The sequence below is a fragment of the Sphaerisporangium aureirubrum genome (assembly GCF_042658925.1).
Lineage (GTDB): Bacteria > Actinomycetota > Actinomycetes > Streptosporangiales > Streptosporangiaceae > Sphaerisporangium > Sphaerisporangium aureirubrum.
Genome location: NZ_JBHSRF010000157.1, coordinates 1 through 7,191, shown reverse-complemented (window position 1 = coordinate 7,191; position 7,191 = coordinate 1). Strand labels below are relative to the sequence as shown.

Sequence of the window (7,191 nt, the reverse complement as noted above, 5' to 3'; positions counted from 1 at the left end):
CACCCCCCTCAACACCAGGCCCCCCTTCAGGCTCCCCATGAGCACCGGACGTCACCACCTCGCCCCCGGCCCCACGACCGGCCCCATGACCGGCCCCATGACCGGCCCCATGACCGGACTCGCCACCGACCCCGCCACCGACCCCGCCACCGGACTCGCCACCGGACTCGGACTCGGACTCGCCGGGCCCCGCCGTTGCGGGACCGCCCCCGGAACCGCCAGGCGGCGCCACCTCGGGTCCGGTCCCCGAACCGCCAGGCCGTACCGCGTCAGGACCGTTCCCGGGGACCCCGGGGCCGCCGGGGCTCCGGTTCCCCGGGCCGGGGGGCTCGGAGACTCCGGCGGCGCCGTCGGGGCCGGCCAGGCCGTGGGCCGCGGGGAGGTCGCAGAAGCGGGCGGGGATGCCTGCTTCGCGCGCGTACCGAAGGGCCTGCCATTCGGGGGAGAACACCGCGAAGGGCCAGAAACCGGCGCGAGACGGCTCACCCGGTACGTGAGCGAGCAGGGCGACCGGCGGTTCCATGTCGGGGTCGGCGGCCAGCGCCACCAGCCCGTCCGCCTCCGGTGGACCCTCGATGAGGACGATGTCGGGTCGCAACCGCCGCAACTCCACCATCAGCGCCCGCGCCGACCCGGGCCCGTGATGCCGCACCCCGAGCACAACGTGCACCCCCCCGTTCCCAGACACCCGCGAACGAGGCGCCAACGGGCCGGTGACCGTCGAAACCGAGTCAGCGACCATGGAACCCGGACCGGTGACCGTAGAAGCCGGGCCTGTAACCGTGGAACCCGGGCCCGTCGAACCAGGGCCGGTGACCGTCGAAACCGAATCAGCGACCCTGGAACCCGGACCGGTGACCATAGAAGCCGGGCCTGTAACCGTGGAACCCGGGCCCATGACTGTAGAAGCCGGGCCCGTGACCGTGGACCCCGAGCCCGTGACCGTCGAACCTGGGCCGGTGACCGTGGACCCCGAGCCCGTGACCGTGGACCCCGAGCCCGTGACCGTGGAACCCGGGCCCGTCGAACCAGGCCCCGTGGAACCCGGGTCGGCGACCGTGGGACCCGGGCCCATGACTGTAGAAGCCGGGCCCGTAACCGTGGAACCCGGGCCCGTGACCGTCGAAGCCGGATCAGTGGCCGTGGAGGCTAGGTCAGGAGACATCGCGGCAAGCCCGGTAGAAGTCACGCCACTCGGGGCGCTCGCGGACGACGGTCTCGAGGTACTCGCCCCAGACGACGCGGTCGGAGACCGGGTCCTGGATCACGGCGCCGACGATGCCGGCGGCGACGTCACCGGCGCGCAGGACGCCGTCGCCGAAGTGGGCGGCGAGGGCGATGCCGTTGGTGAGAACCGAGATGGCCTCGGCGGTGCTGAGGGTGCCGCTCGGGGACTTCACGGTGGTGCGGCCGTCGGAGGTGACGCCGGAGCGCAGCTCGCGGAAGACCGTGACGACGCGGCGGATCTCCTCCAGGGCCGTGGCCGTCTCGGGCAGCTCCAGGGAGCGCCCGAGCTGCACGACACGACGGGAGACGATGTCGACCTCCTCGTCCTCGCTGGCGGGGACGGGCAGCACCACCGTGTTGAAGCGGCGCCGCAGCGCGCTGGACAGCTCGTTCACGCCGCGGTCCCGGTCGTTGGCCGTGGCGATCACGTTGAAGCCGCGGGTGGCCTGGACCTCCATCACGAGCTCCGGCACCGGCATGGTCTTCTCGGACAGCACGGTGATCAGCGCGTCCTGCACGTCGGACGGCATACGGGTGAGCTCCTCCACCCGGACCAGCCGCCCCTCCGCCATGGCCCGCATCACCGGGCTCGGCGTGAGCGCCTCCCGCGAGGGCCCCTCGGCGAGCAGCCGGGCGTAGTTCCACCCGTAACGGACGGCCTCCTCCGCCGTACCCGCCGTCCCCTGCACCAGCAGCGTCGAGTCACCGCTGACGGCTGCCGCCAGATGCTCCGACAACCAGGTCTTGGCCGTACCGGGCACCCCGAGCAGCAACAACGCCCGGTCGGTCGCCAGCGTCGCCACCGCGACCTCGACGATGCGGCGCGGCCCGACGTACTTGGGCGTGATCTGGTCGCCGTCCCCGAGGATGTAGGTCGTCACGGCCCACGGCGACAACTTCCACCCCGGCGGCCGCGGCCGTTCGTCGGACTTGGCGAGAATCGCCAGCTCCTCGGCATATTGATCTTCCGCGTGCGGACGCAGGACTGTCATAGGTCGTTCAGCTCGCTCTCACGTAGTGGTGATGCGGAACGGCATGGACACCCACCGCGCACAACGCCACGGCGGTAATACATCGTGACCAAACACTCACCCCGACCCAGCCACCTCACGGCACGCCCCCACCCCGACCCAGCCACCTCACGGCACGCCCCCACCCCGATGAGCCTGACGCGACGAAAACGACACCACCCGCCCCGACCTCACGGAACGGACCCCGCTCCGAAGCAGACGGCGCGCCAGAAGCGGCCCGCCCCACCGTGGGCTCACCGGAATGACTCCGGCCCAGATAGACCGACATGCCGGACGCAGACCGGCCCGGCAGGACCTCACTGGACGACCCCCACTCCGGACCGAACGACATGCCGGACGCAGACCGGCCTGGCGGAACCTCATAGGACGGCCCCCGCTCCGGACCGAACGACATGCCGGACGCAGACCGGTCTGGCGGGACCTCACGGGACGGGCTCCGAACGGCGCGCCGGACGCAGACCGGCCCGGCAGGACCTCACTGGACGGCGCCCACTCCGGACCGAACGACATGCCGGACGCAGACCGGCCTGGCGGGACCTCACGGGACGTGCCCCACTCCGGACTAAAGGGCGCGCCGGACGCAGACCGCCCCCGGCAGGACCTCACTGGACGGCCCCCGCTCCGGACGGAACGGCGCGCCGGACGCAGACCGCCCCAGCGGGGGCTCATGAGAGGGGCTCCAGTTCGGTGAGCATGGCGTGGCGGAAGCGGAGGATGTCGGCGACCTCCTGGACGGAGGGCTCGGGGGACAGGGCGGCGGCCATCTCGTGGGCGGCGGGGTCGGCGCGCTCACTGGCCAGGCGGACCAGCTCGCCGAGGTTCCAGGGCTGGCGGCCGACCGTGTCCACGATCTTGTCGAGTACGGCCTCGGCCAGCGCCGGGCCCCAGGGGGCGGGGATGCCGCCGAGCATCATGATCAGCTGGCCGTCCACGGGCTGGGCGCGCACCAGCTCGGCGGCCTGGTCGGCGCGTTCGGCGGGCGGGAGCACGGCCAGCAGGTCGGTCAGCGGTTCCACGGCGAACAGCGCCCGCGCCCACTCGGGGTCGTTCTGCAGCACAACCGCGCGTTCCCACCCGAGCCGGACCTCCCGCGCCCACTCCTTGACCCGCATGCGGACGATCTGCTTGGGGGGAAGACCGAAGCGGTCGGTCCAGAACGCCAGGGGGGTGCGCGCGATCACCTGCTGCAGCCACCAGCTCCGCTGCCCGGTGCCCGCCGGGGCGCGGGAGCGGATGCCGTCGCGCTCCATGGCGGCGTCGCAGGCGGCGGGCGGCTCGGCGAGCAGCCGTTCGCCGGAGAGCGCCAGGCAGCGCCCGGCCCGCTCGGCCATCCGCTGACCGAGGCGCGACGCCGGGAGCCTGGTCAGCAGGTCGGCGGCCTGGCCGCGGACCTCCCGCCTGCGGTCGTCCAGCGCGTCCTCCAGGAACGGCTCGTCGTCCATCGACAGGCCCTCGGCGAGGGCGTTGACGAACGCCGCGCGGTCATCGGGGGACTCCTTGTCCCAGCCCTCGCGCAGCAGCTCGCGTGCCCGCGCCGGGTCGGCCAGGCGCAGGTTGCGCAGGTACGCGAGCCGGTCCCCGCGGGTGCCGTACTCCCACAGGTCCAGCGGCGGGCCCGAACCCGGCGCCACGGCGGACGCCACCACCGGGGCGGGCAGCGTGACCGGGGTGGCCTCGTCCTGGACGTACGCCCAGGCGGGGTTGAGCCCGGCCAGCCAGCGGCCGCGCGCTCCCACGAGGACCCCGATGGGGCCGCGCAGCGAGCGGTCACGCGTGCCGTGGTCCAGCACCCGGGGGATCAGCTCGGGCGGCAGGCGGTAGCCGCGGGCCGCGGCGGCCTCCAGCCACTCGGGCAGCAGGCGGGGATGCTCGCCGTCCAGGATGCGCGCCGCGCGTTCCCCGGCCGGTTGTGGCACCCTCGGCTGCTCCTCGGCGGGTGCGGCGGGCAGCGGCTCGCCCCTGTAAGGCCGCTGCCCCGCCCGCACGCCCACCGTGTGCGCCGCCGCCCGTCCGAGCAGGTCGGCCTCGGGCCGCCGATCGGCCCCGACCAGCGCCGCCGACACCAGCCGCTCCCACTCCGCGACACCGCTCACAGCACCACCACCCGCCCTTCCTCATCCCAGACCGTCAACGGCCGAACCCCCCGCGGCGTCCACTCCCCCGCAACCGTCACCGCCCGCCCCCCGGACACCGCCAGCAACCGCCACGGATGCCCCACCACCGGATGGATCACCATCCCCGGCATCCCCCCACCCCCGGACACGCCCCCATCCGGTACGTCCATACCGGCATGCGTCACGGCCTCCGGAGTCCCTTCACCATCGGACACGACCCCGTCCTGTGCGGCCGTGCCCGCATGTGTCACCGCCTCCGGCATCCCTTCACCACCGAACACGACCCTGTCTGGTACAGCCGCGTCCGCATGTGTCACCGCCTCCGGCATCCCTTCACCACCGGACTTGACCCCATCCGGTACAGCCGTGCCGACCTGTGTCACCGACTCCGGCGTCCCTTCGGACGTGTCCCGGGCGGGTGGGCCGGTATGGGGCAGCGGCCCTGGCGTCCCTCCAGCATCGGGCGCAGGCTGCTCCTGTCCGCCCGCGTTGGTGTGGATCGCCGGCTCCGGCATCCCTTCGACAGCGGTTGCGGGCTGGTCTTCTGTGGCTGGGTCGGTCAGGAGCCAGAGGTCGGCTGATCTGGCTGGGGTGGTGGCTTTGAGGATCACTGGCCAGGAGTCGGTCCAGGGGTCGCCGGTTAGGGCGGTGGCGATTTCGGTCAGGGCGCCGGTCACGGTGGTGCCCTGTGGGGGGGCGGGTAGGGCGGGGGCGTGGCGGACGGCGATCACGGCGCGCAGGGGGGAGGCGCCGGGGTAGAAGGCGAGGTCGGCGTCTACGGCGGTGCCGGTTACCAGGGAGGCGTCTAGGGCCTGGCCGGGTGGGGCGAAGGACAGGATCAGGGCGAACCTGCCGGTCTGCCTGCCGCGTAACCAGACGCGGCGGGAGACCAGGTGGTCTTGTTCGTCGTCGCGCTGGCCGAGCACGTCCCATTCGTCGCGCACTCGCTCACCGGCCAGGACGTCCTCACGTGAGACGGGGTAGCCGACGCGTGATCGGATGGTGTCGCGTAGCGGGGGCGGGAGGTCCGCGGCGCGGCGGTGGCCGACGGCGAGGAGGTTGAGCAGGCCGTACTCCCCTAGGAGCCGGGACGGCCAGTCTTCGTCGGCGAGCACCCGGGGGAGGCGGGACACGAACCCGGCGACTCCTGGGGCCTGCGCGTCGACCAGGCGGCGGGCCAGCTCCTGCCACTGCGCGGGTGCGTCCCGCCGGGCGCTCGCCAGCCCCTGCCCGATCTGGTCCCCCAGCCAGCGCTCCAGCTCGGCCAGCCCGGCGGCGACCCTCTCTTCTCGCTGCGCCGCGCGCCGCCCGGCCGCGTCCGCTCCCCCGGTGGCGCCGTCGACGACCGGCGTCGTTCCCGGCTCCGCGGCCTCCCCCGCCGCAGGGCCGGTGCCCGCCGATTGCTCAGGCGGCTCACCTGGGGAGGGGCGGGGTGGAGCGGCCGCGCGGGCCGCTTTGGTGCGGCGCTGGTTCACCCATTCGGCGACCCAGGGCGGAAGCTCGTCGGTCTGGGGGACGCCGTCGGACGACCAGAGGAGCAGGAGGCCCAGTGCGTGTTTGCACGGGAACTTGCGGCTCGGGCAACTACAGCGGTAGGCGGTGTCGGCGAGGTCGACGCAGGCGCGGTACGGCGTGGCGCCGCTGCCTTTGCACTCGCCCCATATGACATCGGGCATGATGCCCGCGACCGGCCATTTGGCAGGCGTGCTTACACTCTGCGCACCCTTCTTGGACGAAGGATCCGGCGCCAGCGCCAGGACTTGATCACGACTCCAACGTTCGATCACACCCGCACACTATCGACCCCCTCCGACATTTCCTGGCCGCTTTCCGTACCAGGTCACAAGGTATTTTCCTGCACTAACCACCCTCCGCAGGACACGCTTTCCTAGATCACCCGATACATCCCAGCCTGACCGGCCGAGCACTGTAGAGGGTGCCGACTTGACCGCACCACGACCTAGCGGGCCAACGCCATCAGTGGGGTCGTCAGACGGCCACAGGAGGCGGTCACTGCGGACCTCCCCGGATGCCGCGCATCACCCGATACGTCCCGGCCCGGCCGCCGAGCGTCGTAAGGGGCGCCGGAATTTCTGCGCCACGACCCACCGCGTCGGCGCCGTCAAGGGCGTCGCGAGATGGCCGGCAGAGGCGACGCCAGACGGCCAACGGAAGCCTTCGCGCCCTGCCGCACCTGGCTCACCCATACATCCCCAGCCCGACCACAAGCGCCGTAAGCGGCGCCGGAACCATGACCCATCGTGTCGGCGCCACCAGGAGGGTCGTCGGACGCCGCCGGGGGCGGACGCCAGACGGCCAACGGAAGCGTCCGCGCCCCCGGCGCACCTGGCTCACCCATAAGTCCCAGCCGGCCGGTCAAGCGCCGTAAAGGGCGCCGGAATCCCCGCGCCACGACCCGCCGCGTCGGCGCCATCAAGGCGGGCGTCGGATGGCCGCCGGGGGGCGTCCGCGCCGGGCGCCCCGCCCGTACACGGCCGCCGCCCCCGCTTGTGCGCCGCGCCATGTCGCCGCTACCGCCGCTTTGTGCCCCCGGGCTGTGCCGCCGCTCACGCCACCACTTTGCGTCCCCGGGCTGTGCCGCCGCTCACGCCACCACTTTGCGTCCCCGGGCTGTGCCGCCGCCCGCGCCACCACTTTGCGTCCCCGGGCTGTGCCGCCGCTCACGCCACCACTTTGCGTCCCCGGGCTGTGCCGCCGCCCGCGCCACCACTTTGCGTCCCCGGGCCGTGTCGCCGCCCGCGCCACCGCCTTGTGCCCCCGGGCCACGCCGCCGCCCGCGCCACCGCTTCGCGTCCCCG

General features: G+C 73.4%; 4 protein-coding genes. All 4 read right to left on the bottom strand.

What is annotated here, in order from left to right:
* The coding region (locus tag ACFP1K_RS40720) for a DUF5682 family protein (RefSeq protein ID WP_380763890.1) at positions 1-670 on the bottom strand (670 nt) is incomplete at its 3' end.
* 484 nt (positions 671-1,154) lie between these two features.
* The gene (locus ACFP1K_RS40715) at positions 1,155-2,219 is read right to left on the bottom strand and encodes an AAA family ATPase (protein ID WP_380763888.1); all 1,065 of its coding nucleotides are present in this window, start codon (positions 2,217-2,219) and stop codon (positions 1,155-1,157) included.
* Positions 2,220-2,923: 704 nt separating this feature from the next.
* Positions 2,924-4,351, bottom strand: coding sequence for a DUF5691 domain-containing protein (locus ACFP1K_RS40710; protein ID WP_380763886.1), 1,428 nt, complete (start codon positions 4,349-4,351; stop codon positions 2,924-2,926).
* Entirely contained in the window at positions 4,348-6,048 is a 1,701-nt protein-coding gene (locus tag ACFP1K_RS40705; RefSeq protein ID WP_380763884.1) for an SWIM zinc finger family protein, read from the bottom strand. The genes ACFP1K_RS40710 and ACFP1K_RS40705 overlap by 4 nt, the downstream gene beginning before the upstream one ends.
* Between the last annotated feature and the right edge of the window lie 1,143 nt (positions 6,049-7,191).